The organism is Oleomonas cavernae (assembly GCF_003590945.1).
GTDB classification, from domain to species: domain Bacteria; phylum Pseudomonadota; class Alphaproteobacteria; order Zavarziniales; family Zavarziniaceae; genus Zavarzinia; species Zavarzinia cavernae.
In genome coordinates this window covers 3,827,335-3,851,440 of the sequence record NZ_QYUK01000011.1, presented here as the reverse complement: position 1 = coordinate 3,851,440, position 24,106 = coordinate 3,827,335, and the positions used below count along the sequence as shown (strand labels likewise).

The 24,106-nt window shown below is 66.8% G+C and carries 23 protein-coding genes; 19 read left to right on the top strand and 4 right to left on the bottom strand.

The features are described 5' to 3' along the window. Window positions 1-15 precede the first annotated feature (15 nt). The 3 genes from D3874_RS22450 to D3874_RS22440 all read left to right on the top strand — a co-directional run bounded on the left by D3874_RS22450 (window position 16) and on the right by D3874_RS22440 (window position 3,671). Entirely contained in the window at window positions 16-948 is a 933-nt protein-coding gene (locus tag D3874_RS22450; RefSeq protein ID WP_119781174.1) for a BKACE family enzyme, read from the top strand. Window positions 949-962: 14 nt separating this feature from the next. Continuing rightward, window positions 963-2,105 (top strand): acyl-CoA dehydrogenase family protein, encoded by a 1,143-nt coding sequence (locus D3874_RS22445; protein WP_119781171.1) that lies wholly within the window; start codon window positions 963-965, stop codon window positions 2,103-2,105. A 192-nt stretch (window positions 2,106-2,297) separates the two neighbouring features. Next, on the top strand, window positions 2,298-3,671 hold the full coding sequence (locus D3874_RS22440; protein WP_158596169.1) for an enoyl-CoA hydratase-related protein: 1,374 nt from the start codon (window positions 2,298-2,300) through the stop codon (window positions 3,669-3,671). Here the strand turns inward: D3874_RS22440 and D3874_RS22435 are convergent. Further along, window positions 3,658-4,671: an NADP-dependent oxidoreductase gene (locus tag D3874_RS22435; RefSeq protein WP_119781166.1), complete on the bottom strand. Its 1,014-nt coding sequence runs from the start codon at window positions 4,669-4,671 to the stop codon at window positions 3,658-3,660. The two genes, D3874_RS22440 and D3874_RS22435, sit on opposite strands and share 14 nt — an antisense overlap. 394 nt (window positions 4,672-5,065) lie before the next feature. On the opposite strand from D3874_RS22435, the gene D3874_RS22430 reads away from it, so the two are divergent. Both D3874_RS22430 and D3874_RS22425 read left to right on the top strand, forming a co-directional pair. Continuing rightward, window positions 5,066-6,844: a DUF1302 domain-containing protein gene (locus tag D3874_RS22430; protein ID WP_158596168.1), complete on the top strand. Its 1,779-nt coding sequence runs from the start codon at window positions 5,066-5,068 to the stop codon at window positions 6,842-6,844. 14 nt (window positions 6,845-6,858) lie between these two features. After that, window positions 6,859-8,223 (top strand): DUF1329 domain-containing protein, encoded by a 1,365-nt coding sequence (locus D3874_RS22425; RefSeq protein WP_119782440.1) that lies wholly within the window; start codon window positions 6,859-6,861, stop codon window positions 8,221-8,223. A 115-nt stretch (window positions 8,224-8,338) separates the two neighbouring features. Here D3874_RS22425 and D3874_RS22420 read toward each other — a convergent pair whose 3' ends face one another. Further along, window positions 8,339-11,026, bottom strand: coding sequence for a LuxR C-terminal-related transcriptional regulator (locus D3874_RS22420; RefSeq protein ID WP_119781161.1), 2,688 nt, complete (start codon window positions 11,024-11,026; stop codon window positions 8,339-8,341). Between the two features lie 333 nt (window positions 11,027-11,359). Between D3874_RS22420 and D3874_RS22415 the strand changes: the two genes are divergently transcribed. Genes D3874_RS22415 through D3874_RS22400 form a run of 4 tightly spaced genes read left to right on the top strand, consistent with a single transcriptional unit; the run spans window position 11,360 to window position 14,167 of the window. Next, on the top strand, window positions 11,360-12,511 hold the full coding sequence (locus tag D3874_RS22415; protein WP_119781158.1) for an NAD(P)-dependent alcohol dehydrogenase: 1,152 nt from the start codon (window positions 11,360-11,362) through the stop codon (window positions 12,509-12,511). A 29-nt stretch (window positions 12,512-12,540) separates the two neighbouring features. Continuing rightward, window positions 12,541-13,302 (top strand): hypothetical protein, encoded by a 762-nt coding sequence (locus D3874_RS22410; RefSeq protein ID WP_119781155.1) that lies wholly within the window; start codon window positions 12,541-12,543, stop codon window positions 13,300-13,302. Next, window positions 13,299-13,895 carry a cytochrome c oxidase subunit 3 gene (locus D3874_RS22405; RefSeq protein ID WP_199699216.1) on the top strand — a complete coding sequence of 199 codons (597 nt, stop codon included), beginning with the start codon at window positions 13,299-13,301 and terminating at the stop codon, window positions 13,893-13,895. Before D3874_RS22410 ends, D3874_RS22405 begins: the two co-directional genes overlap by 4 nt. Beyond that, window positions 13,895-14,167 (top strand): cytochrome C oxidase subunit IV family protein, encoded by a 273-nt coding sequence (locus tag D3874_RS22400; RefSeq protein WP_119781149.1) that lies wholly within the window; start codon window positions 13,895-13,897, stop codon window positions 14,165-14,167. Before D3874_RS22405 ends, D3874_RS22400 begins: the two co-directional genes overlap by 1 nt. On the opposite strand, the gene D3874_RS22395 is transcribed toward D3874_RS22400, so the two are convergent. Further along, complete coding sequence (locus D3874_RS22395; protein ID WP_158596167.1) at window positions 14,149-15,141, bottom strand: amidohydrolase family protein; 993 nt, start codon at window positions 15,139-15,141, stop codon at window positions 14,149-14,151. The two genes, D3874_RS22400 and D3874_RS22395, sit on opposite strands and share 19 nt — an antisense overlap. Before the next feature lie 152 nt (window positions 15,142-15,293). Between D3874_RS22395 and D3874_RS22390 the strand changes: the two genes are divergently transcribed. The 10 genes from D3874_RS22390 (at window position 15,294) to D3874_RS22345 (ending at window position 23,655) form a co-directional block, all read left to right on the top strand. Then, a complete protein-coding gene (locus D3874_RS22390) occupies window positions 15,294-16,508 on the top strand; it encodes an NAD(P)/FAD-dependent oxidoreductase (RefSeq protein WP_119781143.1) in 1,215 nt (404 codons plus the stop codon). Between the two features lie 17 nt (window positions 16,509-16,525). Beyond that, the gene (locus D3874_RS22385) at window positions 16,526-17,797 is read left to right on the top strand and encodes an aromatic ring-hydroxylating oxygenase subunit alpha (RefSeq protein WP_199699215.1); all 1,272 of its coding nucleotides are present in this window, start codon (window positions 16,526-16,528) and stop codon (window positions 17,795-17,797) included. After that, window positions 17,794-18,297, top strand: a complete 504-nt coding sequence (locus D3874_RS22380; RefSeq protein ID WP_119781141.1) for an aromatic-ring-hydroxylating dioxygenase subunit beta — start codon at window positions 17,794-17,796, stop codon at window positions 18,295-18,297. Before D3874_RS22385 ends, D3874_RS22380 begins: the two co-directional genes overlap by 4 nt. 9 nt (window positions 18,298-18,306) lie before the next feature. Continuing rightward, a complete protein-coding gene (locus D3874_RS22375; protein WP_119781138.1) occupies window positions 18,307-19,068 on the top strand; it encodes an SDR family NAD(P)-dependent oxidoreductase in 762 nt (253 codons plus the stop codon). Beyond that, the gene (locus D3874_RS22370; protein ID WP_199699214.1) at window positions 19,068-19,397 is read left to right on the top strand and encodes a non-heme iron oxygenase ferredoxin subunit; all 330 of its coding nucleotides are present in this window, start codon (window positions 19,068-19,070) and stop codon (window positions 19,395-19,397) included. Before D3874_RS22375 ends, D3874_RS22370 begins: the two co-directional genes overlap by 1 nt. Beyond that, complete coding sequence (locus tag D3874_RS22365) at window positions 19,384-20,073, top strand: TetR/AcrR family transcriptional regulator (RefSeq protein ID WP_119781136.1); 690 nt, start codon at window positions 19,384-19,386, stop codon at window positions 20,071-20,073. The genes D3874_RS22370 and D3874_RS22365 overlap by 14 nt, the downstream gene beginning before the upstream one ends. Beyond that, complete coding sequence (locus D3874_RS22360; RefSeq protein WP_119781133.1) at window positions 20,066-20,938, top strand: VOC family protein; 873 nt, start codon at window positions 20,066-20,068, stop codon at window positions 20,936-20,938. Before D3874_RS22365 ends, D3874_RS22360 begins: the two co-directional genes overlap by 8 nt. After that, on the top strand, window positions 20,935-21,807 hold the full coding sequence (locus D3874_RS22355; protein ID WP_199699213.1) for a VOC family protein: 873 nt from the start codon (window positions 20,935-20,937) through the stop codon (window positions 21,805-21,807). The genes D3874_RS22360 and D3874_RS22355 overlap by 4 nt, the downstream gene beginning before the upstream one ends. Before the next feature lie 214 nt (window positions 21,808-22,021). Next, entirely contained in the window at window positions 22,022-22,843 is an 822-nt protein-coding gene (locus D3874_RS22350) for an alpha/beta fold hydrolase (protein WP_119781130.1), read from the top strand. An 11-nt stretch (window positions 22,844-22,854) separates the two neighbouring features. Beyond that, window positions 22,855-23,655: a 2-keto-4-pentenoate hydratase gene (locus D3874_RS22345; protein WP_119781128.1), complete on the top strand. Its 801-nt coding sequence runs from the start codon at window positions 22,855-22,857 to the stop codon at window positions 23,653-23,655. 48 nt (window positions 23,656-23,703) lie between these two features. Here D3874_RS22345 and D3874_RS28165 read toward each other — a convergent pair whose 3' ends face one another. After that, window positions 23,704-23,922 (bottom strand): hypothetical protein, encoded by a 219-nt coding sequence (locus D3874_RS28165; protein ID WP_147385803.1) that lies wholly within the window; start codon window positions 23,920-23,922, stop codon window positions 23,704-23,706. Window positions 23,923-24,106 lie beyond the last annotated feature (184 nt).

The window sequence follows — 24,106 nt, the reverse complement described above, 5'->3', positions numbered from 1 at the left end:
GCCGGAGGAAACAACATGGCAAAAGCCAACAAGGTCATCATCACCTGCGCGGTGACGGGCTCGATTCACACCCCCTCGATGTCGCCCCACCTGCCGGTGACGGCGCAGGAAATCGCCGAAGCGGCGATCGGCGCGGCGCAAGCCGGGGCGGCGATCGTCCATCTTCATGCCCGTAACCCGGTCGATGGCCGGCCGGATCAGACGCCGGAAGCCTTCGAGCCGTTCCTGCGCGTGATCAAGCAGCGTTCCGACCTGGTGGTGAACTTGACCACCGGCGGCTCGCCCTTCATGTCGGTCGAGGAGCGCATCCGCCCGGCAGCCGTGTGGAAGCCGGAAGTCGCCAGCCTGAACATGGGCTCGATGAATTTCGGTCTGTTCCCGATGCTGGATCGCTTCAAGGACTTCAAGCACGACTGGGAACCCCAGATGCTGGAGAATTCCCGCGACCTGGTGTTCCGCAACTCCTTCAAGGACATCGACTACGCCCTGCGCACCTTGAACGAGACCAACACCCGCTACGAGTTCGAGTGTTACGACACCAGTCACCTCTACAACCTGCACTATTTCTGGCAGCAGGGCCTGGTGAAGGCGCCCCTGTTCATTCAGACCGTGTTCGGCCTGCTGGGCGGTATCGGCCCGCACCCGGAGGACGTGATGCACATGAAGCGCACGGCCGACCGGCTGTTCGGCGATCAGTATCGCTGGTCGGTGCTGGGCGCAGGCCGCAGCCAGATGCCGATCGCGGCCATGGGCGCCGCCATGGGCGGCAATGTCCGTGTCGGCCTGGAAGACAGCTTGTGGATCGGCAAGGGCAAGCTGGCCGAAAGTAACGCCGCCCAGGTCACCCAGGTGCGGCAGATCGTGGAAGGCCTGGGCCTCGAGATCGCCACCCCTGACGAGGCCCGCGAGATCCTGTCGCTGAAGGGCGCGGATCAGGTCGCGTTTTAAGGGGCCGCAGGATCATGGCAAAGACATTGACCCGCCCGGCGACCGATGAGTCCCTGGGGATGTTCCGGGACCAGTTCCGCCGCTTCCTGGAGCGGGAATTCACCCCGAACCTGGCACGCTGGGAAGAGGCCGGCATCGTCGACCGCGGCTTCTGGCTCAAGATGGGCGAGGCCGGCTATCTCTGCCCCTCGGTGCCGGAGGAACACGGCGGCCTGGGCCTCGATTTCCGCTATAACGCGGTCTTGAACGAGGAGCTGAGCTACGCCGGCTCGACCGATACCGTGACTCTGCAATCCGATATCACCATCGGTTATATGCAGAACCACGCCACCGGCGCGCAGAAGGCGAAATACCTGCCCCGCATGGTGACAGGCGAACTCATCGTCGCCATCGCCATGACCGAGCCGGGCGCCGGCTCCGATCTCCAGGGCGTGCGCACCACGGCGGTGCGCGAGGGCGACGAATATGTCGTCAACGGTTCCAAGACCTACATCACCAACGGCCAGAACGCCGACCTGATCATCGTCGTCGCCAAGACCAACCCGCAGGAAGGCGCCAAGGGCACCAGCCTGATCCTGGTCGAGGCGGACCGCGCCGGTTTCTCGCGCGGGCGCAACCTCGACAAGATTGGCCAGTTCTCGTCCGACACCAGCGAATTGTTCTTCTCGGACGTGCGCGTGCCGGTCGCCAATTGCCTGGGCCTCGAGAACCGCGGCTTCGTCGTCCTGATGAACGAGCTGGTGCAGGAGCGCCTGTCGATCTCGATCAGCGCCCAATCGGCGGCGCAGCGCGCCTTCGACGAGGCGGTCGCCTTCACCAAGGAGCGTACCGCTTTCGGCCAGAAGGTGTTCCAGTTCCAGAACACCCGCTTCACCCTGGCCGACCTGTCGGCCAAGCTCCAGGTCGGCTGGGCCCATCTGGACTGGGCGATCCAGCGCCATGTCGAGGGCAAGCTGACCGCCGCCGAGGCCTCCGCCTCCAAGCTGTGGCACACCGAAACCCAGTGGGAGATCATGGACGCCGCGCTGCAGCTTCATGGCGGTGCCGGTTACATGAACGAATATGCCATCGCCAAGCTGTGGCGCGATGCCCGCGTCCGCCGCATCTATGGCGGCAGTTCCGAGATCATGAAGGAACTGGTGAGCCGGAGTATCTAGGGGACGGCAGCCTCACCCTTTGCCGTCATTCCGGCGAAGGCCGGAATCCATCGTGGGGGCAGGCGTAACCTGCGGCGCCACACTGGGAGGTGTCCTAGCCCTCGCACGACAATGGATTCCGGCCTTCGCCGGAATGACGGTGTGGGGATGGAGCCGCCACCGGCGGCAGGAAACATAACGCCTGAGGAAACGATGACCGATCTTCCTGTGTTCCGTGAATTCCGCGTCGAATCCGCCCGCGAAGGCCTTGTCCACCTCGTCTTCGACATGCCCGACCGGTCGATGAACGTGTTTTCCAACGCGGCAATCCACGAGTTGGGCCGCTTCGCCGCCTGGCTGCGCGATAGCGACGTGGCCGGTGTCGTGATCCGCTCGGGCAAGTCGGCCTTCTGTGCCGGGGCGGACCTGAACGAGTTGGGCGTCGCCTATGACATGATCATGCAGAGCCCGCGTGGCGAGCGTGGGCGTGTCGCCTATGATCACTTCTTCCCCTTGAGCCAGGCCCTGCGCGCGCTGGAGACCAGCGGCAAGCCGGTGGCCGCGGCGATCAACGGCCTGGCCCTGGGCGGCGGTTGCGAATTTGCCCTGGCGGCGCACTACCGGGTCCTGACCGACAGCCCGCGCACGGCCCTGGGCCTGCCTGAATCCCTGGTCGGATTGCTGCCCGGGGCCGGGGGAACGCAACGCCTGCCGCGCCTGGTCGGCGTCGCCGCGGCCCTGCCGGTGCTGCTGGAAGGCAAGCGGCTTTCGCCGGTCGAGGCGATGCTGGCCGGCGTGGCCGACATCGTGGTGCCGGTCGGCGAGGAAGTGGCCGCGGCCGAGCGCTGGCTGCTTTCCAAGCCGCGCCCGACCCAGCCGTGGGACGAGCCGGACTGGCACAAGGGCGACGAGCCCGCCGCCCTGCGCACGGTCGAACAGGCCAGGCAGGCGGTGCTGGCGGCTTCCGGCGACCGCTATCCGGCACCGCTGGCCATTCTCGACTGTATCGCCGGCGGTTTCCCCAGGCCGATGGACGAGGCCATCGCCTGGGAGATGGACGTCTTCTCGCGCCTGATCCAGCGGCCCGAGCCGCGCAACATGATCCAGACCCTGTTCCTGGGCAAGCTGGAGTTCGAGAAGCGCGCCAAGGCGGCGAGCCTGCCCACGGAACTGGACACCATCGAGACGGCGATCCTGGGCGCCCTGCGCTTCGAGATCGAGACCGGAAAGGCGGCCGGCCTGCCGCTCGACGTGATCGATGCGGCGGTCCAGGAACTGGGCATCGGTGCCGCCGCCGCCCGCCTGCATACCGCGCTGCCGGTGCCGGGGGCGGCCGCCGGCAGCCTGGTGGCGGGCGGCGAAAGCGCCGGCCTGTGGTTTGAAGGCGTGTTGACCGATCCGGTCCAGGCCCTGGCGGCGCGCCTGCTGGCCCGCAGCGCCGCCGCGGTTTCGCCCTATGCCGACCGGCTGGCGGCGGCCGACCAGCGTGTGATCGATTACGCCCTGGTCGCGAGCCTCGGCTTTCCCGCCTATCTGGGCGGTCCCTTCGCCCTGCGGCGATATCTTGGTGGTTCTATACCAGGCTGATGATCGACTTGCCCCGGTTCTCGCCGGTGTAGAGCCGGGTCAGGGCGTCCGGCGCATTCTCCAGGCCCTCGACGATGTCCTCGTCATAGATCAACTGGCCGCTCTCGATCAGCGCGGCCAGCTTGGCGGCCGTGGCGGCGAAGTCGTCGAGATGGTCGAAAATCACGAAGCCGGACCAGGTCAGCCGCTTGGTCAGCACGTTGCGTTCGGCACGCGGGCCCGTGGGCGGCGGTGTCCAGGCCGCGGTGGCGGCGGTGCCGCATTGGACGATGCGGCCGCCCAGGCGCATCAGGCCTCGGGCGGCGTCGGCGATGGCGCCGCCGGTATTGTCGAAGAACACGTCGATGCCCTCCGGGCAGGCCCGCGCAATGGCAGCCTCGATATCCGGCTCGTGGCGATAGTCGATCGCCTGGGCATAGCCGTAGCGGGCAACCGCGGTTGCCACCTTCTCGGGCGAGCCGGTCACGCCCACCGCGCGGCAGCCGGCGATCCTGGCCAGTTGGCCGACGAAGCTGCCGACGCTGCCGGCGGCGGTTGATACCAGCACGATATCGCCCGCCCGCGGCCGGCCCAGCTTGTGGAAGGCGAGATGGGCGGTCAGGCCGTTGATGCCCAGCACGCCCAGGCTGGCCGTCAACGGGATCGCCTTCTCGGTCACCCGGCGCAACACCGCCGCGGGCGTGGCGACACAATAGTCCTGCCAGCCGAACCAGCCATAGAGGTAGTCGCCGGCGGCGAAACCCTCTGCCCGGCTGTCGACGACCTCGCCCACCGCCAGCGCCCGCATGGGCGAGTTCAGCGGCACCGGCGTGCTGTAGTTGCCCTCGTCATTGGCCCAGCCGCGCTGGGCGGGATCGACCGACAGGTAGTGGTTGCGCACCAGGATCTCGCCCGCGGCGAGGTCGGGCACCGGTGCGTCGGCCCGTTCGAAATGCGATGGCTGGGGCACGCCCTGGGGGCGCCTGACCAGGCGGATCTGGCGGTTGACGAGGCTGCTCATGTTCTGGGCTCCAAAGGGGCTTCCACCAGCGAAGTGCGCGCAGACATTGTGATACACATACGCATCATATATTAGCAAATGCTCTAATCATCGATCCGGCCTCGGACAGATCCCGGTTCCTACAGATTGGCCGCCGGCATTTCTGCTCTGTCGGCTGACGCGCCCGTATTCCAGCATTACGCGACGTTACCGTGATTTTCGACGAGGCGGCCGATGATGACATCATCCGCTTGCCGCCGCCCCTGAAAAAAGTTGACTCGCCCCGCGATTCTTGGTTTCAATTCGCCATAATAGTTTGCTAGCGTACTGAAATAAAGCGAACCAAAAAATCAACGGCCGGTGACGAATGATCGCCGGTCAATCGCAGCGGCCCCAAGGGGCCGAAGGGGGAAGCGTGAAGATAAAATCTGTGCCGGCGCGTGCCGTCACGGCGTCCGCACTGGCTGCCGTGGGCCTGCTCACCACCACTGTCGCCAGCGCCGCGGAATACCAGGTGGGCAATGTCGATATTTCATTCTCCACCGTCCTCAGCGCAGGCATCCTGATCCGCGCGGAAGACCCCAGCCTCGAGTTCATCGCGCCCGGCAACCGGCCCGGCGGCTATGCCTCGACCAATGCCTATGACGATCCGTCGCTGAACTTCGACAAGGGCGATGTCGTCTCGAGCGGTGTCAAGGCGCTGTCCGAGCTGAAACTTTCCTACGAGAATTTCGGCGCCGTGATCAGCGGCAAGGCCTGGTACGACTATGAACTGTCGGAAGGCGATCGGCCCCACGGCAACATGGTCAACGGCTACCGGGCCGGCGCGCCCCTGTCCGACGACGGCCTGTCCGATCTTGCCCAGTTCAAGGGCGTCGAACTGCTCGAAGCCTATGTCCGCGGCTCCTTCGACCTGGGCGACCATGCGCTGGAGGCCCGCGTCGGCCGCCAGGTGGTGAGCTGGGGCGAGAGCACCTTCATCGGCGGCGGCATCAACTCGATCAACCCGATCGACGTCAGCGCCTTCCGCCGCCCCGGGGCCGAGCTCAAGGAGGGGCTGCTCCCGGTCGGCCTCGCCTATGTCAATTTCGGCATCACCGGCGATCTCAGCCTGGAGGCCTTCTACGAGTTCGAATGGGCGCCGACCGAGATCGATGCCTGCGGCACCTACTTCTCGACCGTCGACGCGGTGGCCCACGGCTGCAACGGCTTCACCCTGGGCGCGGCACTGGCCGATACCGCCGCGATCGCCGGCGGCCGCGTCGCCAAGCGCGCGGAGGACCTCGATGCCAACGACGGCGGCCAGTATGGCGCCGCCCTGCGTTACTACTCCGCCGGTCTCGACACCGAGTTCGGCGCCTATTTCGTCAACTACCACAGCCGCACGCCCTATATCAGCGTCTTCAACACCACGGCGGCGAACGGCGGCGTGCCCTTCATCCCGGGCGACCCGCTGGGCGGCAATTTCAGGTACGTGATCGAATACCCGGAGGATATTCAGCTCTACGGCCTCAGCTTCGCCTCGGTCCTGGCCGGGGTCTCGGTGGCCGGCGAGGTGAGCTATCGCCCCGACATGCCGGTCCAGCTCAACGCCAACGACCTGCTCGCCGCCTTCGCTTCGGGTGGTGCCGCCGTCGATACGCCGATTTCGCCCGACGTCAGGATAGGCTCGGGCGCGCTCTACCACGGCTATGACGAGGCCGATCAGTACCGCGCCACCGTGTCGGGCTTCAAGGTCCTGCCGCCCATGCTGGGCGCTGTCGGTATCACTGTCCTGGGTGAAGTGGGCGCCGAAATGCTGGACGGCCTGCCTGCCGACAAGCGTTACGGTCGCACGGCGGTCTATGGCGTGGGCGCCCGCAACGGCGTCTGCCGCGAAACCACGGCGAAGAAGTGCGACGACGACGGTTATGTCACCACCTTCTCCTGGGGTTATCGTGGCCGCGCCATCTTCGACTATCCCGACGTCGTCGCCGGCATCAATGCCAAGCCGTTCCTGAGCTGGTCGCACGACGTCAACGGCACGGCCTCGGACGGCACCTATATCGAGGGCCGCATGGCCCTGGGGCTGGGCCTCGATCTTGACTATCAGGGTTACAGCGTCGGCGGCTCCTATGTCCGCTTCATCGGCGGCGAATACAACTACGGCAAAGATCGCGACTTCTTCTCGTTGAACGCGACGGCTCGGTTTTGAGATTGGGGGAGGGCATGAACGTGAACAAGAGGACGATCGCCGCGGTGGCGATGCTGGGGTGCCTGATGGTGTCGGCTTCGGCCGTTGCCAAGATTACCGAGCAGGAGGCGGCCCGGCTGGGCACCGACCTGACGCCGATGGGGGCCGAGCGCGCGGGCAATGCCGACGGCTCGATCCCCGCCTGGGACGGCGGGATCAAGACGGTGCTGCCGGGCGTGGTGCCGGGCGTCTCGCGGCCTGACCCCTATGCCGCGGACAAGCCGCTGTTCAAGATCACCGCGGCGAACATGGCGCAATATCGCGCCAAGCTGACCGATGGCCAGGCCGCGATGCTGGCGCGCTACAAGGAGACGTTCTTCATGAACGTCTATCCCACGCACCGGAGTGCCGCCCTGCCCGAGACGATCTACCAGCACATCCGGGCGCAATCGACCAAGACCGAACTGGCCGACGGCGGCTATGGCCTGTCCGACCTGGGTCTCTCGACGGTTCCCTTCCCGATCCCCAAGACCGGGCAGGAAGCGATCTGGAACCACCTTGTGCGCTATCGCGGGCAGGCCTTCGAACGCCGCGTGATCCAGGCCGTGGTGCAGCGGAACGGTTCCTTCGACCCGATGATCTACCGGGATATGATGACCTTCCGCTCCGGTGTTCCCGAGACGCCGGAGAATGCCGACATCGTCCTGAAGGATGTGCAGAAGATCCTGGAGCCCCAGCGTCTCGCCGGCACCACCTTGCTGGCGATCGACCGCATCAACCCGGTGCGGGCGCCGCGGCAGGCCTGGATCTACAATGCCGGTACCAGGCGCGTCCTGCGCGCGCCGGAAATCGGCTATGACAACCCGGGCATCGCAGCGGACGGCGCCCGGACCAACGACAATTTCGACATGTATAACGGCGCCATCGATCGTTACGACTGGAAGCTGGTCGGCAAGCGGGAGATGTATATTCCCTACAATGCAAACCGGCTCGATGACCGTTTGCTCAAATACGCGGACATTCTGAAGCCCGGGCACCTGAACCCGGAATTGACCCGCTATGAGTTGCATCGGGTCTGGGTGGTCGAGGCGACACTGAAGCCGGCGTCGCGGCATATCTATGCCAAGCGGGTCTATTACATGGATGAAGACACTTGGTCGATCGTCGCGGGCGACCATTTCGACGGCCGTGGCGAGTTGTGGCGCGTGTCCGAAGGCCATCTGATCCAATATACCGATGCGACCGTCCCGCTGTATTGCGTCGAGGTCCTTTATGACTTGCTCGGTGATCGCTACATCGCCTTCGGCATGAACAACGAGGAACCCTACGAGATCAATTTCGACTGGCGGGCCGACGACGATTTCTATACCCCGTCCAACCTGCGCCGCTTCGCCAACTGATCTGCCGGAACAAAAGCGCCGGCGACAGCGATGTCGCCGGCGCTTCCTTTTTGTCCGGTTCAGCGGTGGAGCACGCGCAGGGTGCGGGCCCGGGCCAGGGCGCCGGCGCGGTTCTTCACCCCAGCTTGGAATAGATATTGTAGAGGTGCCACTTCACGGTCGGCACCGAGAGCGAGAGACGGGCGGCGATCTGGGTATTGTCGAGGCCTGAATCGAGCAGTTGCAGCAGCTCGATTTCCCGCGGTGTGGGCGGGTCGACCGGGAAGGCCTCGTCCTCGTCGACCTTGGGCTTCAGCACCTGGGGCGAGGCGCCCAGCATGGTGCAGATCGTGTTGAAGAACGTGACATCGGTATCCAGGGTCAGGCCGAAACGCTTCATCGGCGTGGCGTCGATCAACTGGGTGACGAGGCCGCGCTGCTGGACAAAGGGCCGGACCAGTTGCCGGCGCGCGGCGATGGTGATGGCGCGGGCCAGCGCCCTGACCGCGGCATCCTGGTTGTCGGAGCGGATCTTGATCGCGGCCTGCATCAGGTGCAGCTCCACCTGTTCGCGGCGCCGGCCGGTCTCCGTCGCCCGCTTCGTCTCCTCGTCGAGCAGGGCGCCGGCGTCCTTGAGGTTGCCGGTCGCGGTCAGCAGGTCGATACCGGCCAGGCAGGCGGCCGATTGCTCCATCGGTGTCACCATCGGCGCCAGCGCCTGAAAAGACCCGGGCTTCACCCAGATGCCGGCGGCCTCCGCGCGTTCCAGGGCCTCGGCCGTCTTGCCTTCCCGCAGCCATTGGCGGATCAGGGCCAGGTCCAGCAGCAGCGGCAGGCGCCGCGAATAGCGATGGGCGAAGGAATAGAGTTCCGCCAGGGTAAAGGGGCCGGTACCCAGGCTGGCCGATTCGACGGCGACGTCGATGCCGAACCAGGTGGTGTCGAGGATGCCGTCGTTGACCCCGCGCTCCATGCCGAAGGTAACAAGGCTCATCGCATCGGAAAAGCGCCCCAGGTCCGCGGCCACTCGGGCCTCGGCCAGGGTCAGGACCGAGACGATGCTGGCACCATCCCCTAAGTTGGTGCGCACGCGCTGTTCGACGTCCCGAAGTTGCCGGTCCGCCTCGGCCGGATCGCCCTGCAGCAGGTCGATGGTAACGCCGACAGTGGCAACCCAGGCCCGGCCATAGTCGCTTCTCGAACGGATGATCGAGGCATTCGACAGGCGCAGGGCGTCGCGCGCCGCGGGAAAGTCGTGAACGACGGCCGAGGCGATGCCGAAGCCGCCGGCGATGGCGGCATATTCGAACGGGTTGGCATCGGGAAAGTCGTGCAGCCAGCCTGGGCTCTCCTCGCGGACGGCGGTGAGGCGGTCGAGATGGAAGTTCACCATGATCTGCATCATGCGATGCCTGCCCCACAGGGCATGGTTGCGGGGCGCGCCCGGAATCTCCCGCTCGATCCGCTCGGCCAGGAGGTTCAGGGCGACGACCGCTTCCTCGTACTGCCGGGTGAAGACCAGCGCCCAGGTGTACCAGAGGAGGGTATCCACCCCCAGGTCGACACCCAGCAGCCGGGCCCGCTCGACACAGCCGACGAAGGTCGCCAACTCGCCCCGGTCGCGCACCATCGGGTGGGCGATGCGCTCGAGAATCGATGAAACCTGCGAAATAACAGGCGCGGTCAGGGCCAGTTCGAGCGCATAGGCGAGGTCGCCCCGCTGGTCCAGCCACGCCGCCGCGGCGGCGATCACGGCCAGCCGCCGGTCCGGCGCCTGGACCCGTTCGGCCTCGGCCAGCAGGAATTGCCGGAACAGGCCGTGGAAGCGATACCAGGTCCGGCTGCGGTCGAGCGGCACGATCAGGACGTTGCGCTCGACCAGATAACGGATCCATTCCCCGGCGCGGGCGTCGCCGGTGGCGGCGGCGGCCAGTTCGGCGGAAAAGCCCCGCAGTTCGGCGATATCGTAGAGGAAGCGCACCAGGTCGGCATCGAAGGTGGCCATCAGCCGCCGCGACAGCATGGCGGCAAAGTCGCTGTCCGCGCCCGAGAAGCTTTCCAGCCCCTGCTCCGGGTCGCTTTCGCCGGTCATGATCAACTGCACTAGGCGGATCGCGGCCGGCCAGCCCTCGGTCTTCTCGACGACGGCGGCGATCGTGTCCTCGGTCAGCGCGGTCAAGCCGGCGGATTCGAGAATCGCCGCGGTGGCATGCTGGTCGAAGCCCAGTTCCGCCGCCGTGATCCGTCGCAACTTCATCTCGATGCGCGCCCTTGCGATATCGAAGGGGATCGGGATGGTCGAGCTCATGATCAGCCGGAACGACGGCGAGGTGCGGAACACCAGGGCATCGAGCAGCAGGGCCAGGGCCGGATCGGTGCAGCCGTTGAGGTTGTCCAGGAAGAAGACGGTCTCGCCGGCCTGCCGGTTCAGCAGGGCGACCAGGCGATCGATGCGGTCGGGAATGTTGCCGCGGGGATCGCGAATGATCGGCGTCACGTCGCCGATCTGGTCGAGGCCGATCGCGTGCTCCATCGCCGCCAGCAGCATCGGCAGGTCGGATGCCCGGTCGTCGATGCCGATCCAGAAACACACCGCCCCGCGATCGAGCGCCAGCTTGTAGAGCTGGGTCATCAGCACCGTCTTGCCATAGCCGGGCGGCGCGATGAGGGTCGTTACCTTGGACAGCGGGCCGACATCGGTGAACGAGCGCAGGGCACGGGTTGTAACAGGTGAGAAGGCATAGCTCGGCGGCTCGAACCGGCCGGCGCCGATGAAGGAATGATCATCGATCTGCGCGCCCGGGGCCGGAATCTTCTGGGTCATGGCGACGGGACCAGCCCGTTATGCTGCGCCGCCGCACGCCGGCCTGTCGCCTCGACCTTCATCTTCGCCTTGTTATCCATTTCGCTTCCCCCGGTCGGGGTCGCATCGCTCTTCGGCGTGCTGTTCCGGCCAGTATTCGTTTTTCTGAAATATATCATGACCTCCTGCGATACAGCAGCAACATCGACGCCGTCGGCACCCCGATTGACCCGATCTGTGCACTTTCCACGCCGCCGGCCCGACTTTCGTCGGGCGACACGGCCAACCAGCGGCAGAAGATGAGCGCAGACACACAACATCCGCGGTGGGTTCCTGCCGCGAGGGAGGAATAAGATGTCGATTGCGGATGCGCTGCTCGATCCCGTGCGCGCCGGCCGGACGGCTGTTGCCGCCCGCGCGGCCATATTGTCCGAGCCAGGCGGCCGTTTCGTGGTTGAGGACGTGCAACTGCAGCAGCCGCGCCGGGACGAGGTTCTGGTGAAAGTCGCCGGTGTCGGTGTCTGCCACACCGACGTCGTCTGCCGGGGGGATTTCCCCGTGCCGCTGCCGATCGTGCTGGGCCACGAGGGCTCGGGCGTGGTCGAGGCCGTCGGCGCGGGCGTCACCCGGGTCAGGCCCGGCGACCATGTCGTCCTGACCTTCGATTCCTGCGGCGTCTGCCCCAATTGCGCACGCTCGACACCGTCCTATTGCTATAATTTCATGGCCGAGAACTTCGGCGGCGTGCGGGTCTCGGACGGCTCCACCCCGATGTCGCGCAAGGGTGACGCAGTCAACGCCCGCTTCTTCGGCCAGTCCTCGTTCGCCAGCCACCTGATCGCGCGCGAACAGAACACGATCGTGGTCTCGAAGGCGGTGCCGATCGAACTCCTGGGGCCGCTGGGCTGCGGCATCCAGACCGGCGCCGGCTCGATCCTCAATTCGCTGAAGGTCCACCAGGGCGATTCCGTGGCGATTTTCGGGGCGGGCGCCGTCGGCCTCAGCGCGGTCATGGCCGCGAAGATTGCCGGCGCCGCAGCGATCGTCGTCGTCGAGCCAAACCCGAGCCGGCGCGCCCTGGCGCTGGAGTTGGGGGCGACGGCCGCCCTCGATCCGACCGGCGACGCCGATGTAACGGCATCGGTCAAGAAGGCCGGCCCCGGCGGGGTATCCCATGCCCTGGATACCACGGGCATCCCGGCGGTGATCGGCGCGGCGCTGGAAACCCTGCTGCCCAACGGCATGCTGGGCCTGGTCGGCATGCCGCCGCCAGACGCCAGCCTACCGGCGAACATCCTGTCCATGCTGGTGCGCGGCGTGGGCGTGAAGGCCTATGTCGAGGGCGACAGCGATCCGGAAGTCTTCATTCCCCAACTGGTCCAGTACCATCTCGACGGGCGGCTGCCCTTCGACCGGCTGATCACGCGATTTTCGTTCGACCAGATCAACGAGGCGTTCGATGCGACCACGAACGGCACGGCGATCAAACCGGTGCTGATCCTCTGATCGGGCCGGGCAGGCAAAGGGAGGCTGAAATGCTGGACGAATTCAAGTACTGGCGGCTTTGTGCCTGGGCGGGGCCGCTGTTCATGGCGGTGTTCATCGGCTTCTGGGGGCTGATGGGGTTCAACCTTCCGCCGTTTTCGGCCGCCTTGCCCGCGGAAGACATCGGGCATTACTTCCGCGAAAACGCCAATACCGTGCGCCTCGGCATGGTCATCGCCATGACCTTTGCCGTGCTCTACATGGTCTGGGGCCTGGCCATCGCCAAGGTGGTGGAACGGGTCGAGGGCGAGAGCAACATCCTCTCGACCCTGGCGCTGTGGGGCGCCGGCCTGACGGTGGTGCCGATCCTGGTCTCCTGTTCGGGCTGGCTGGCCGGGGCCTATCGCCCCGAAGCGCTGAGCGATCCGGTGCTGCAACTGCTCTACGACTGGTCGTGGCTGCTGATCGACCTTGGTTACTCGGTCACCACCCTGCAGATGCTGGCGCTGGGCGTCGCCTTCCTGTCGGACAAGCGGGAGCACCCGCTCATCCCGCGCTGGCTCGCCTGGTACGGCATCTGGGTCGGCGTCAGCTTCGCGGCCGAATGCCTGATGCCGTTCTTCAAGAGCGGGCCGTTCGAGCGGGCCGGCCTGCTCAACTTCTGGATCGAATTCTCGGTCTGGTTCGTCTGGTGCCCGACCTTGACCTTCTACATCCTGGCGGCCATCAAGCGCCTGGAAGCCGAGAAACTGGAACGGCACGCGGCCGGCCGGCCGCCCGCCGGGGTGGTGCTGCCGCAAGCCGCCGAATGACCAGCCACGCCGCGCCGTCGCCTCATCAAAAAGGGGCGGCGGCGCCCCCGGGCGATCCCGGGATCTGGATGTTCCTGAGCGCCGACATCTTCATGTTCGGCCTGTTCTTCCTGATCTTCATCTTCGAACGGGCGCAGGCGGTTACCCTATTCGAACAGTCCAGGCTGCTGCTCGATCCCTGGACCGGCCTGCTGAACACCTTCTTCCTGCTGACCAGTTCCTGGTTCATGGTCGGCGCGGTCGAGGCCGCTCGCGAGGGCCGGGCGGGCCGGTTGCAGCGCTACCTTGTGCTGTCCTTCGCCGCCGGATCGGGCTTCGGCGTCCTGAAGATGACGGAATATGTGGAGAAGATTCGGGGCGGCATCTCGATGCTGACCAATGATTTCTTCATGTATTATTTCGTCTTCACCGGGGTTCACTTCCTGCACTACCTGGTCGGCATGGCGGTCCTTGCCCTGGTCTTCTTCAAGGTCCGGGGCCGGCCGGCGGGGCCCGGCAATCTCATCTGGGTCGAAAGCACGGCGTGCTATTGGCACATGGTCGATCTGCTGTGGCTGATGCTGTTCCCGCTGCTCTATCTGTTGAGGGCGTGATGCGTGGCCTGACCCTGCCCCCGGCCATCGGCATCTGGGCGATCCTGCTGGGGGCGACGCTGTCGAGCTGGCTGGTGGCCGAGGATATGGGAAGCCTTGCCGCGCCCTATGCCGCCACCGCCGTGGTGCTGATCGCGGCGCTGAAGATCCGCCTGGTGTTCGTCCACTTCATGGAACTGGGGCGCCGGGTTCTGCCCTGGCGGATCGTGTTCGAGGCCTGGATCGGCGTTGTAACCACGCTCATCCTGGCGGCCTATTGGTCCGGGCACTGATGGCCAAGCCCGAGGAAATCGAGGGCGTTCCGCGCCAATTGCTCGCCGGGGCAGTGCAGGGCGCCCAGGGCGAAGTCCACCGGCCGGCCCTGCTGGATGACAAAAGGATAGTCGGAGCCGACCGCGATCCGGTCGATGCCCACCGTCTGCGCCAGGAAGCGCAGCGACGGCGCATCGTAGAGCACCGTGTCGTAGTAGAATTTCCTGGCCATTTCGCTGGGCTTGCGCGGGAACAGCGCGCCCAGGCTGCCGCCCAGCGACCAGACCTGGTCCAGCCGCGGCAGGATCCACGGCAAGGCCCCGCCGCCATGGCACAGCAGGATGCGCAGGCGGGGATACTTGTCGGGAATGCCGGCCGCCAGCAGCGAGGCGCCGGCCAGGGCCGTGTCCAGCGGGAAGGCAGCCGCCGCGGCCAGGGCCGGATTGCCGCCCAGGCGCTCCCGCCCGACCGGGTGCAGCGGGTGCACCATGATGGCGAGGTCCAGGGCCTGGGCCGCCGCATAGAACGGGTCGAGCGAGGCGTCGCCCAGCGGCAGGCCATTGATGTGCGAGCCGATTTCGACCCCGCGCAGCCCCAGCGTCTTCACCTCTTCCAGGCGCCGCGCGGCCAGTTCGGGATCCTGCACCGGAACCATGCCCAGGCCGAGGTAGCGGTCAGGCTGGGTGGCGACGAGTGCCGCAAGGGCCTCGTTCATGTGGCGGGACAGCAGGTCGGCCTCCGCCGCGTCGAACCAGTGGGAGAGCAGTTCCGGCATGGGGGAGATGACTTGCCGGTCCACGCCTTCCGCCGCCAGGTCGGCCAGCCGCGCGGCACTATCCCAGTTGCAGGCGTCGAGGACGCGAAAGGGCCGGCCGCCGATGACGATCGCGGCCCGGCCGTCCGGCCGGTGCTCGATCGCCGGCCACAGGGCCGAGCGCCCGCGCCCGTCGGGAAAGGCCTGGGGCACGAAATGGGCATGCAGGTCGATGTTCACGGGCAAGCGTCCTCCCTGGCGACGCCGATTGTTGTCGCCGGAGTGTTACCTTTATTTTCTCTATTTACAAGCCGGTTGGACTGTTTGTAAATAAATGGGAACGACGCCGCTGCGCGGCAGCAGTTGAGCGTCGACCAGGGAAGGGCGGAATCGTGACTAGGGCTGGTCCCAGCATCGTCATCATCGGCGCAGGCCAAGCCGGCGCCCGCGCGGCCGAGGCCCTGCGTGCCGCGGGCCATGCCGGCGCCGTCACCCTGATCGGGGCGGAGGCGCATCCGCCCTATGAGCGGCCGCAACTGTCCAAGGAAATGCTGCTCAAGACCGATGCCGTGCCGGCCTTTGTCCGCAGTGCGCCGGATTGGGCAACCTTAGGCGTCGACCTGGTCACCGGGGCGGAAATCGCCGACGGCGATATCGAGCGCGGCCATGTCGCTGCCAAAGATGGCCGGGTGTTCGGCTTCGACAAGCTGATGTTTGCCACCGGCACGGTGCCGCGCCGGCTGCCGGCGCTGGAGGCGGGGCCGATCCCGGTGCATTACCTGCGCACGATCGACGATGCCTGCGCCCTGCGCCGCGGCTTCGTGCCCGGGGCCCGGATCGTTGCCGTGGGCGGCGGGGTGATCGGGCTGGAGGCGGCCGCCGCCGCGGTCGCCCAAGGGGCAAGGGCCACGGTCATCGAGGCCGCACCCCGCCTGCTGGCCCGGGCCCTGCCCGAGGTGGTCGCCGGCTTTCTGCGCCGCCGCCACGAGCAGGCCGGGGTCGAGTTCCATTTCGGCCAGGTGCCGGTCGGGGCGAATGCGCAGGGCGTCGTCCTGGCCGACGGCCGGGTGGTGCCGGCCGACCTGATCGTCGTCGGCGTCGGGGTCGATCCGGTCGTCGGCCTGGCCGAACGGCTGGGCCTTGCCGGCGGCCAGGGTATCAAGGTCGATGCTCACGGCCGCACCGAACTGCCGCATATTTTCGCGGCCGGCGATGTCGCCCTGCAATGGAGCCGCTGTCACGACCGCTGGACCCGGATCGAGACCTGGGCGAATGCGCAGAACCAGGCGATCGCCGCGGCGCGCACCATGGCGGGGCAGGACAGCCCCTATGGCGATCCGCCCTGGTTCTGGTCCGATCAGTACGACGTCAATCTTCAGGTCCTGGGTGACGCTGTCGCCGACGATCTCGTGCTGCGCGGCGACGTGGAAGCAGGCCGCTTCACCCTGATCGCCCTGCGCGCGGGCGAGGTGGTCGGGGCCGTCACCGTCAACGCGGCACGCGACATGGCGGCCCTGCGCCGCATCGTCGCCGGCCGGCAGCGCCCGGCCCGCGCCGACCTGGAAAACCCCGCATTCGACCTGCGCCGCGCCGCGGCACCCAAATGAAAATGGAGGGAGGTTCCATGACACCCAACGGCCATGGCGATCCGATGCTGGTGATCGACAAGGAACGGCACGTCTTCAATGTCGCCCGGCGCACCTTCGTCGATCCGGCGATCCTGGAGGCGGAGCGCGAGAAGATTTTCGGCCGCTGCTGGCTCTACCTGGGCCACACGTCGGAACTGGCCAAGCCCGGCGACTTCGTCACCCGCCAGGTCGGCGGGCGTCACATCATCTTCGCCCGCAATCCCAAGGGCGAGCTCCGCGCCCTGCTGAACACCTGTGCCCACCGGGGCGCCAAGGTCTGCCGCGAGCGCGCAGGCAATGCCAAGTCGTTCCAGTGCTTCTATCACGGCTGGATCTTCGGCCTGGACGGCAACCTGCGCAACCTGCCGGACGAGGAAGCCTATCCGGCGGATTTCAAGGCGCGCAGCACCTCGGGCCTGCAGCCGGTGCCGCGCTTCGACACCTATCGCGGCTTTGCCTTCGTCTGCTTCGATGCCGATGCCGTGTCCCTGTCCGATTACCTGGCCGGTGCCAAGGAATATATCGATATCGTGGCCGACCAGTCCGACCTGGGCATGGCCATCGTCGGCGGCACCCAGGAATATTCGATCCGCGCCAACTGGAAGCTGCTGGCCGAAAACAGCTTCGACGGCTACCACGCCGCCACCAACCATGCGACCTATCTCGACTATCTCAAGAACACCAATGGCGGCCTGGCCAATGTGGCGCTGAAGGGCGTCAGCCACGACCTGGGCAACGGCCATGCCGTGGTCGAATACAGCGCGCCCTGGGGCCGGCCGGTAGCCCAGTGGATCCCCATGTGGGGCGACCAGGGCAAGGTGGAGATCGACGCGATCTACGAGCGCCTGGTCGAGCGTCACGGCAAGGAACGGGCCGATCGCATCGCCACCCGTAACCGCAACCTGGTGATCTTCCCCAACCTGGTGATCAACGACATCATGGCGATCACCGTGCGCACCTTCTATCCCACCGCGCCCGATTTCATGCTGATCAACGCCTGGGCCCTGGCCCCGGCCGAGGAAAGCAAGTGGGCGCGGGAATACCGCCTGTTCAACTTCCTCGAATTCCTGGGCCCCGGCGGCTTTGCCACGCCCGACGATGTCGAGGCCCTGGAACAGTGCCAGCGCGGCTATGCCAACATGGCCGAGGTCGGCTGGAACGACATGTCCAAGGGCATGGGCCGCGAGACCCCGTCCTATGACGACGAGGCGCAGATGCGCGCCTTCTGGGCCCAGTGGAACCAGCGCATTTTCGAGGCCGCGGCATGACCATCGATCTCGCCCTGCCCAACCCGACCCGTGCCCAGGTCGAGGATTTCCTCTTCCTCGAGGCCGACCTGATCGACGAATGGCGCCTGCCGGAATGGCTGGCACTGTTCAGCGACGATGCGCATTACTACGTCCCGTCGACCGACGTGGCGCCCGACGCCTCGCCCGAGAACAACCTGTTCTATATCGCCGACGACCGCTTTCGCCTGGGTGAGCGGGTGAAACGCCTGATGAAACGCACGGCCCACGCCGAATTCCCGCGCTCCAAGCTGCGCCACCTGGTCAGCAACGTGCGGATCCGCGAGCGCGCGGGCGACGAATGGCAGGTCAGCTCGGCCTTCATCACCTATCGCACCAAGGAAGGCCAGACCGATGTCTTCTTCGGCACCAACCTGCATCAGCTGGTGTGGGAAGGCGAGGGGCTGCGGATTCGCGAGAAGCGCTGCCTGCTGGCCAGCGATGGCCTGCGGCCCCAGGGCCGCGTCAGCATCATTCTGTGAGGGGCGGAAATGACCAGGCCGCTTGAAGGCAGGATCGCGGTGGTGACGGGGGCGGCCCGGGGCATCGGCTTTGCCGTCGCCGACCGCCTGGCCCGCGACGGCGCCCGCCTGGTGATCGCGGATCTCGACGGCGATGCGTTGGAGGCGGCGGCCGATCAATTGGCCGGCAAGCATGGCGACCGGCCCGTGACGCAGGCCGGCGACCTGTCCCTGGAAGCGGCGGCCGGTGCCCTGATCGGCCGGGCGGTGGCCGATTGCGGGACGGTCGACATTCTGGTGAACAATGCCGGCGGCGGGATCATCCGCCCCTTCCTGGAACAGACGCCGGACACCCTGCGCGCCACCATCGACCGCAACCTGTGGACCGCCATCTGGTGTTCGTGGTACGCGCTGCCGGTCATGCGGCGGCAGCGCTATGGCCGGGTCGTCAACATGGGGGCGGATTCGGTGCGCAACGGCTTGTGGGACCATGCCGCCTATAACGCCGCCAAGGGCGGGGTGCATGCCATGACCACCGGCCTGGCGCGGGAATTCGCCCGCGACGGCATCACCGTGAACACGGTGGCGCCCTGCGCCGTCAACACCCACCAACTGGCGGCCTTCGTCGAGAAGGCGCCGGACCTCGCCCAGAAATTCCTCAGCGTCATTCCCCTGGGGCGGGCCGGCGAAATGGACGAGGTCGCCTCGATGGTCGGCTATCTGGCGTCGTCGGAGGCGGCGTTCGTGACCGGCCAGGTCATCAGCGTCAACGGCGGCAGTACCATGCTGTGATGGACCTGAAGCAGATGCCTGAACTGATGAAACTATGTCCCGTGGCGGACATTCCCGAAGGCGAAATCCGTCAGGCAGCGCTGCCTGACGGGCAGCCGATCGCCCTCTATAATGTCGACGGCCGCATCTATGCGACAGCCGATCGCTGCACGCATGGCGAGGTCTCGCTCTCGGAGGAGGGCTGCCTGATGGGAAAAATCGTCGAGTGCAGTTGGCACTTCGGCACCTTCGACGTCACCACCGGGGCGGCCACGGGCATGCCCTGCGAGGTGGCGCTGAAGACCTATCCCGTCGAACTGATCGAAGGGGTTGTCCATGTCGTCGTCTGATACCCTAATCCCGCCGGCCAGGCGCGGGCGCCCGAAGTCGAGGCCCGAAGTGGAACGCCGGACCCAGGCCGCGCGCAGCGAAGACATGCAGCGGCGCATCCTGGATGCCGCCGCCAAGGTCATGAGCAGCCATGGCTATGCCGGGTTTCGCACCGCCGAGGTGTCGCGCGTCGCCGGCATTTCGCGCGGCGCGCAACTGCATCACTTCCCGACCAAGGACCAGTTGATCGTCGCCACCCTGGCCCATGTCTATGACCAGGCCCTGGCGGTCAGCCGCCAGCGGGCCGCCGCGGTCGATCCCGCGCGCGATATCCTGGACCTGCTGATCGAGGACGCCCGCGAATTCTTCTTCAGCCGGCATTTCCTGGTTGCCGTGGACATCGTCCTGTCGACCGCGACCGAGCCCAGCGTGCGCGAGCAGGTGCTGGACATCGCCCGCGGCGCCCGCCTGCCGGTCGAGCAGGCCTGGGGCCAGGCCCTGGCCGCGGCCGGCATTCCGGCGGACCTGGCGCCGGGCCTGCTGTCGATCATGCTGGGCGTCGTGCGCGGCCTCGCCCTGCGCAAGCTGTGGGACAACGACCCCAAGCGCGACGACCAGCAGTTCGCCATGCTGCGCGACATGGCCCGCGCCTATATCGCCGCCCAAGGCAAGTCGCGAGGCCCCAAGCGTGGCTGAATCACTCGTCGCCGCGGTCTGCTATGTCCGCCTGGCCGTCCAGGATCCGCCGGCCAGCGCGCGCTTCGCCGCCGAGATCCTGGGGCTGCAGCGTGGCGTCGAGGTCGAGGGCGAAATTCCCTTCCGCTGCGACCAGCGGCTGCGCAGCCTCTCGTTCCTGCCGGCCGCGCAGGGTGCCGGGAGCGTGGGCATCGAACTGGTGGACGAGGCCGCGCTGGCCACGGCCGAACAGGCGCTGAACGCCCAGGGTTTCACCGCCGCCCGCGCGGGTGCCGAGGCCTGCCGCCGCCACGGTGTCCAGGCGATGGCGCAGGCCCGGGACGGCTCGGGCAATGCCATCGACCTGGTGGTGCGGCCCCTGCACAGCGGGCGGCGCTACTTCCCCGCGCGCGATGCCGGCATCGTCGGCCTGCATGGCGTCGGCCTGCGCAGCCGCGATATCGTCCGCGATACAATGTTCTGGACCGCCTGCCTGGGTGCCCGGGTCAGCGACCGGGTCGGCGAGATCACCTATCTGCAGGTCGACAGCCGCCATCACCGCATCGCCCTCTACCCATCGGAGCGGGCTGGCCTGCTCTATGCCGCCTTCGAGGTCGAGGCGCTCGACAACATCATGCAGAGCAGCTATTTCGCCCAGGAACACCAGGTCCGCATCATCCAGGGGCCGGGCCGCGAAACCGCGTCGAACCTGGCCTTCCTGCACCTACAGGGGCCGGACGGCGCGCTGTTCTCCTATGTCGGCGGCGACGACGACCTGGCCGGCCGCGCCCATCGCCCGCGCCAGTTTCCGCGCACCGTGGCCTCGCTCTGCGCCTGGGGCAGCACCTGCGCGGATGTCCCTGAACTTCAGGCGCCGGCATCATGAGTGCGACACCGCTGATCCGGCTCAAGGATATCGCCTATGTGCGCTTAGGGACCCGGGACCTGGCCCTGGCGGAATCCTTCGCCACCGCATGCCTGGGGCTCGAAGTTGCCGAGCGGGGGGCAAAATCCTTGCACCTGCGCTCCGATGCGCGGGCGCACACGCTTTGTTATGTCGATGACGAGCCGGGTTACCAGGTGGCCGGTTTCGAGGTCGAGTGCGAAGACGAGCTCGACCAGGCCGCCGCCGCCCTGGAGGCGCTGGGCCACCGCGTCCACGCCGGGACGGCGCCCCAGGCCGCGGCCCGCAAGGTCCGCGCCTTCATCGGCTTCGATGATCCCAGCGGCAACCGGATCGAGCTGGCGGTAGGCCCTGAGCATCGCGGCCGGCGCTATTTCCCGACCCGCGACGCCGCCATCACCGGCTTCAACCACATCGGCCTCAATTCGACCGATCCGCAGCGCGACGAGCGATTCTGGACCCAGGTCTGCAATGCCCGGGTCAGCGACCGCATCGGTGACATCCCCCTGATGCGGATCAACGCGATCCATCACACGATCGCGCTTGTCCGCGCCGAGACCGCCGGCGTGCAGCACATCAACCACCAGGTCGAGACGCCGGACGATGTCCTGCGCGCCTTCTACCTGCTGCGCGAGAAGCGCGTGCCGATCGTCTTCGGGCCCGGCCGGCACCCCACCTCGGGTGCCAACTTCGTCTATTTCCGCGGGCCTGACGGCATGGTCTTCGAATATTCCTGCGGCGTGAACGAGATCGCGGATGAGGCCGGCCACCGGCCCCGCCTGTTCAGCTTCGAACCCTCCAGCCTGTGCATGTGGGGCGCCCGCCCCGGCGGGCTGATCCGCGGCACCTGATCGGTCTTCGCCTGTGACTGTCCGATACTTGAGACATCAGAGGTTGTGTTTCTGTCTGGGCATTTTTCCAGGTCGTCATGGCCGGGCTTGTCCCGGCCATCCACGTCGGCAAGCTGCCTATGCCGTCAACGGCTGCGCACCGTCCCGACGTGGATGCCCGGCACAAGGCCGGGCATGACGACTTAAGTAACCTAACCATTGGAGGAAACCGACCATGATCAACACACCGGAAATCGCGCGCAGCATCCAGACCGGCGCCTTCGCCACCAATTGCCATGACCTGGGGCAGGGCAATCCCGTGGTCCTGATCCATGGGTCGGGCCCCGGCGTCACCGGCTGGGCCAACTGGCGCCTCGTGATGCCGGACCTGGCAAAGCGCGCCCGCGTGCTGGCGCCCGACATGGTGGGCTTTGGCTATACCGACCGGCCGAACGGCATCGTCTATTCCCGCGCGACCTGGATCCGGCAGTTGCTGGACCTGATCGACACGCTGGACCTCGCCAAGGTCGACATCGTCGGCAACTCGTTCGGCGGTGCGATCGCGCTCGCCTTCGCCATCCAGTATCCCGACCGGGTCGGCAAGCTGGTGCTGATGGGCAGCGCCGGCCTGACCTTCCCGGTGACCGACGGCCTGGCGGCGGTCTGGGGCTATCAGCCGTCGCTGGAAGCCATGCGCGGCCTGCTCGATATCTTCGCCTACGACCGCAGCCTGGTGACCGACGAACTGGCCGAACTGCGCTACCAGGCCAGTATCCGGCCCGGCTTCCAGGAATCCTTTGCCGCCATGTTCCCGCGGCCCCATCAGCCCTGGCTCGATGCCCTGGGCAGCGACCCCGCCGATATCGCCCAGGTAGGCCACGACACGCTGATCGTCCACGGCCGTGATGACCTGGTGGTGCCGCTCGACGTCTCGCTGCGGCTTCACCACTTGCTGTCGCGCTCGCAACTGCATGTCTTCGGGCGCTGCGGCCACTGGGCCCAGATCGAGCATGCCGCCCGCTTCAATCGCCTGGTCGGCGATTTCCTGGCCGATTGACGAGACCCGACATGACCCCCAGCACCACAAGGCAGGTGGCCGACAGCCTGTTCGAGGCCCATCGCCTGGGCACGACCGTGCCCCCGATCGCCGGCCAGCTCGACGGCGGCACGGCCGATCAGGCCTATGAGGTCCAGGACATCAATACCAGGCGCTGGGTCGAGGCCGGCCGGCGCATCGTGGGCCGCAAGATCGGCCTGACCTCGCTCGCCGTGCAAAAGCAGCTCGGCGTCGATCAGCCCGACTACGGCATCCTGTTCGACGACATGGCGGTGCCCGACGGCTGGGAGATCGGGCGCGACCGCCTGATCCAGCCCAAGGCCGAGGCGGAGATCGCCTTCGTCCTGGGCCGCGACCTGACCGAGCCGCGACTCACCATCGCCGATGTGTTGCGGGCGGTCGACTTTGCCCTGCCGGCCATCGAGGTGGTCGATTCGCGCATCGCCGACTGGAAGATCGGTTTCCTCGATACCGTCGCCGACAACGCCTCCTCCGGGCTCTATGTCCTGGGCAACACGCCGCGCAAGCTCGACGGGTTGGACCTGCGGCAGGCAGGCATGGTGATGGAACGGGCCGGGCAGATGGTCTCGGTCGGCGCCGGCATGGCCTGCCTGGGCCACCCGCTGGCCGCCACCCTGTGGCTGGCCCGGACCATGGCACGGCACGGCCGTCCCCTGCTGGCCGGCGATACCGTGCTGTCGGGCGCGCTCGGTCCCATGGTCCCCGTCGCCTGGGGCAGTGTCATCGAGGCGACGATCGCCGGCCTGGGCTCGGTTCGCGCTGCCTTTGCTGGCGATGCCAAGGCCGGGTGACCCTCAGGGTTGTCTGGGGTGCTTACCCTAATATAGTTCGCATACATATCATAATTTCATCGACAGAATAACGCGGGTGCCGGGCAGCCAGATGCCTCGGCGCCCGCCTTGTTTTCCGCCAATTTCATGGCACCGCAGCGTGACGGCGCGGTAACCGCGGTCATCGCGGAAAAAATAATAGTTCACTTCCTTATCATAACCAATTTGGGAAGAAGAGCCAACCTTTGGGCTGGTCAAAGTTGGGCGGCAAGGGTGCAGGGTCGTCACTGAAGCAGCTCGGCTCCTGGTGGTTCATCCGCCGGCAGGCCGGGCCACCAAAAAACACAAGCCCGGCCCTGATGGGACGGTAGAGGGGTGGGAACCATGGCGGAGATCCCGTGCCAAGCCGATACAGGCGTTTCGCGCGCCAAGGTGAGCGAAGAGGTTACGTCTCGATTCACGTCGCGAACGT

Coding starts and splice junctions, on each gene's coding strand:
- D3874_RS22450 (WP_119781174.1), top strand. CDS start 16: ATGGCAAAAGCCAACAAGGTCATCATCACCTGCGCGGTGACGGGCTCG.
- D3874_RS22445 (WP_119781171.1), top strand. CDS start 963: ATGGCAAAGACATTGACCCGCCCGGCGACCGATGAGTCCCTGGGGATG.
- D3874_RS22440 (WP_158596169.1), top strand. CDS start 2,298: ATGACCGATCTTCCTGTGTTCCGTGAATTCCGCGTCGAATCCGCCCGC.
- D3874_RS22435 (WP_119781166.1), bottom strand. CDS start 4,671: ATGAGCAGCCTCGTCAACCGCCAGATCCGCCTGGTCAGGCGCCCCCAG.
- D3874_RS22425 (WP_119782440.1), top strand. CDS start 6,859: ATGAACGTGAACAAGAGGACGATCGCCGCGGTGGCGATGCTGGGGTGC.
- D3874_RS22420 (WP_119781161.1), bottom strand. CDS start 11,026: ATGACCCAGAAGATTCCGGCCCCGGGCGCGCAGATCGATGATCATTCC.
- D3874_RS22415 (WP_119781158.1), top strand. CDS start 11,360: ATGTCGATTGCGGATGCGCTGCTCGATCCCGTGCGCGCCGGCCGGACG.
- D3874_RS22410 (WP_119781155.1), top strand. CDS start 12,541: ATGCTGGACGAATTCAAGTACTGGCGGCTTTGTGCCTGGGCGGGGCCG.
- D3874_RS22405 (WP_199699216.1), top strand. CDS start 13,299: ATGACCAGCCACGCCGCGCCGTCGCCTCATCAAAAAGGGGCGGCGGCG.
- D3874_RS22400 (WP_119781149.1), top strand. CDS start 13,895: ATGCGTGGCCTGACCCTGCCCCCGGCCATCGGCATCTGGGCGATCCTG.
- D3874_RS22385 (WP_199699215.1), top strand. CDS start 16,526: ATGACACCCAACGGCCATGGCGATCCGATGCTGGTGATCGACAAGGAA.
- D3874_RS22380 (WP_119781141.1), top strand. CDS start 17,794: ATGACCATCGATCTCGCCCTGCCCAACCCGACCCGTGCCCAGGTCGAG.
- D3874_RS22375 (WP_119781138.1), top strand. CDS start 18,307: ATGACCAGGCCGCTTGAAGGCAGGATCGCGGTGGTGACGGGGGCGGCC.
- D3874_RS22370 (WP_199699214.1), top strand. CDS start 19,068: ATGGACCTGAAGCAGATGCCTGAACTGATGAAACTATGTCCCGTGGCG.
- D3874_RS22365 (WP_119781136.1), top strand. CDS start 19,384: ATGTCGTCGTCTGATACCCTAATCCCGCCGGCCAGGCGCGGGCGCCCG.
- D3874_RS22355 (WP_199699213.1), top strand. CDS start 20,935: ATGAGTGCGACACCGCTGATCCGGCTCAAGGATATCGCCTATGTGCGC.
- D3874_RS22350 (WP_119781130.1), top strand. CDS start 22,022: ATGATCAACACACCGGAAATCGCGCGCAGCATCCAGACCGGCGCCTTC.
- D3874_RS22345 (WP_119781128.1), top strand. CDS start 22,855: ATGACCCCCAGCACCACAAGGCAGGTGGCCGACAGCCTGTTCGAGGCC.